The sequence below is a fragment of the Parcubacteria group bacterium genome (assembly GCA_041657845.1).
Taxonomy (GTDB): Bacteria; Patescibacteriota; Minisyncoccia; order Moranbacterales; family JAKLHP01; genus JAKLHP01.
The window spans coordinates 1-2,916 of the sequence record JBBABD010000062.1; the positions used below are offsets into that span (position 1 = coordinate 1).

General features: G+C 35.9%; 4 protein-coding genes. All 4 read left to right on the top strand.

Features of this window, described 5'->3' with window-relative positions; translation table 11 throughout:
- Positions 1 to 589, top strand: a 589-nt coding sequence (locus tag WC906_05455) for a hypothetical protein (GenBank protein ID MFA5777847.1), incomplete at its 5' end; no start/stop codon positions are given.
- A gap of 4 nt (positions 590 to 593) precedes the next feature.
- Positions 594 to 1,001: a hypothetical protein gene (locus tag WC906_05460; GenBank protein ID MFA5777848.1), complete on the top strand. Its 408-nt coding sequence runs from the start codon at positions 594 to 596 to the stop codon at positions 999 to 1,001.
- A gap of 5 nt (positions 1,002 to 1,006) precedes the next feature.
- Positions 1,007 to 2,320, top strand: coding sequence for a hypothetical protein (locus WC906_05465; protein MFA5777849.1), 1,314 nt, complete (start codon positions 1,007 to 1,009; stop codon positions 2,318 to 2,320).
- 41 nt (positions 2,321 to 2,361) lie between these two features.
- Positions 2,362 to 2,736: a four helix bundle protein gene (locus tag WC906_05470; protein ID MFA5777850.1), complete on the top strand. Its 375-nt coding sequence runs from the start codon at positions 2,362 to 2,364 to the stop codon at positions 2,734 to 2,736.
- The last annotated feature ends 180 nt before the right edge of the window (positions 2,737 to 2,916 follow it).

A 2,916-nucleotide genomic window follows, 5' to 3' on the forward strand; every position in this document is an offset into this window, starting at 1 on the left:
TAAGGGTAATTTGGGAGAAAAATTTGGAAAATTGACAAATCGTAGTCAAGATTGGCTGCATGGTCATTTAAGAAGGGGAGATGCATGGTATGGGGGAATTCCTGGAAGTAAGGGAGCAAGAAAGAGATACAATAAAATGAATGTTGATGAAAATAATAAGAAAATTAATGACGGAGCGGAAGATTTGATTAAGGGAGGGACATCAGCTGCTACAATTGTTGGTAGTTCAGGAACAACTTTTGGCAAGAACACTGCTAAGAATGGAAAGATTGATGATGCTAAACAAGCAAGGGCATATGTGAAAATGGATTTCAGTGAAAGGAAGGACTTCGTTGATTCAGATGTTAAAAATAAAGCTGCTTCAACTGGAACTAGTAATATTGTAAATATAAGTGCTGTCGATCTTGGTATAACAGATGCCATTGCAGCAAATGCACATAATAATGAAAGAGTAGAAGTTTCTAACTTAGCTAATAGAACAGGAGCTTATGCGGGAGTAGTATCACTTACAGATGAGCAAGTTGCCAGAATTAACAGATTTATAAATAATCAAATGAATGCTGTAGTAAGAAAGGGATCAAATGCTTAGAAATATGAAAGAAGAATTATCCATTGAAGAAGAAATGAAAATAGAGCAAGATTTAAGAGAGCCTTTTGGTGATTACATAGCACCTTCCTTAAGTGTGAAAAAAAAGATTGCACATTCCATATTATCCAGAGAAGAAAAAACAGTTTTACTATTAGATAAATACGGTTTTACAATTGATTTTATATTTGCCGGACTTACAGAAAAGCATATCGAATATATCACTAAAAATGCGCCAAAGGATTATAAGGATAATATTTTAAAATTGCTTCAAGACCAGGAAACATTGAAAGGGGTTTTTGAAATTGCTAGAGCAATGGATGGTGATTTGGGAAGAGAGGCGATGCAAAATCAAGACAGGGTCGGAAATGTGATTCAATATATTAAGGATAATCGAATAGCTTTTGAGTTTTAGCAATTATGACAGTAATAAAAAATATTCAAAATTATTACGATGATGAAGACAGGAATAAGCCAGGGAAAATGGTTTATGATTTAGATGAGGAAAAGAAAGTGATTGCTGAGGCGACGGAAGAAATTAAAAAAGAGCTTTGGGAAAAATGGCAGAAGAGATATGCCGGAGCGCAAATTTTTCCAAATGCTCTTGATGATGTCAATCCAAATCTGGTTGATTTTTTACTGTCATTCAATAATACGCTTTTTTACAATGATTTGGCCAAGAAATTCAATCTCAATCAAACGCAAAGAGACGCTCTTCCTCAAATAATTTGGGAAATCGCTAAAGGTAAAAATTGGGAATCAGCCGCCAATTTTTTAAGCAGCAAGCTGAATTTAAATCCAGAAATTTCTAATCAAATTATCCAGCCAATAAATCAAAATATTTTATTCAGAGCCAAAGAATTATCGGAAAGCAAATTTGTTCCCAGGAGCAATGTAGCCACTGGCGGAAAGAAAGAATCTCCCAAATTAGAACTTTCCTTGCTTCAGGCGATGCGGACATATCCCAATCTTGGTGAACAAGTTGTTACTTCAAACTCTATTCATCTTAAAATTTTCCCCCAGCCGGTTCGGCCATCAATCAAGAATTGGATTGAGGATTATCGCAGCGTGATGGGCGCAGAGAGGCATGGAATGATGGAGCGGGGAAATTATCTTTTTCATACGGAAAATACCAAGCGACTTACTTCAGGAGAAAGAAAAAAACTGGCGGAAATTTTGCGTTCGCTGGATGAGGATGTGACGCTTAAAGTTGATCCTGATAGGCAAGAGGTCATATTTGAGCAGACGGAGGAAATGAAACCGGTTGAGAAAATGACAAATTATCAAAACAATTCATTGTCGAGTCCTAATGTCGGTGGAGTATGGGATAAAAAAGAAAATACTCAAAATATTCCAAGGTCGGATTTTCAAACTTCAAAACAGCAAATTCCAAATTATTCCCAATCTAATCCACTCTTGAAAAGTGATGGTGGAATGCGAGCACCTCAAAATATGCTAAATCAAAATTTTCAATCATCCAATAAGGCGCCAAATGCTAATGTGAGATTTTCTTCTCCGCAAACTTTTTCAAGTGAGAAAAAACCAGAACCGTCAAGGACTTCATTCCAGCAATCATCGAATTATCCCAGTCGAGATTCAAGAATAAATACTGCTCCTCAGTCGAATAGAAAAATTGGATATACCAATCCACGAGCCGGAAAACCATGGGAGCCTGCTTCGACTCAACGAGGCGAGCCAAAAGTGAGCGGAAACACAGTTGATCTTCGAAATTAATCGGGGTCATTAGTTATTAAGCCATTGGTCATTAGAAGTTTATGGTTAAATGTTTTTATGACTTGGAAATTTGGAAAATTGCACATAAACTAAGGCTTGAAATATATAAATTAACAAGAAAGTTTCCAGCAGAGGAAAGGTATGCCATTGTTGATCAAATAAGAAGGGCATCCGCATCGGTTTGCGCCAATATCGCAGAAGGTTTCGGCAGATATCATTTCAAGGATAAAATAAAATTTTATTACAACGCACGCGGTTCTATCTGCGAAGTTCAGGATTTTATATTTTTATCAAGGGATCTAGGATACATTAAAACAGAAAATGCTAGAAAAGTTTTCTCTGATTACGTATTGCTGATTAAAAAGTTAAACAGTTTCATTAGATCAGTTGGCGAAAAAGAAAAAGCCAATGACTAATAACACTAATGATTAATGACAAGTCTAATAAACATTGCTCGTGCTGGCGTTATCGATGAGGCGCCAAATATTTCACAGCTTCTGTTAAATATTCTGAATTTTTTATTGCAGATATTCGGAATTATTGCTATAATAGCTTTAGCGGTTTCCGGAATTTTTTATCTTGTCTCTTCAGGAAAT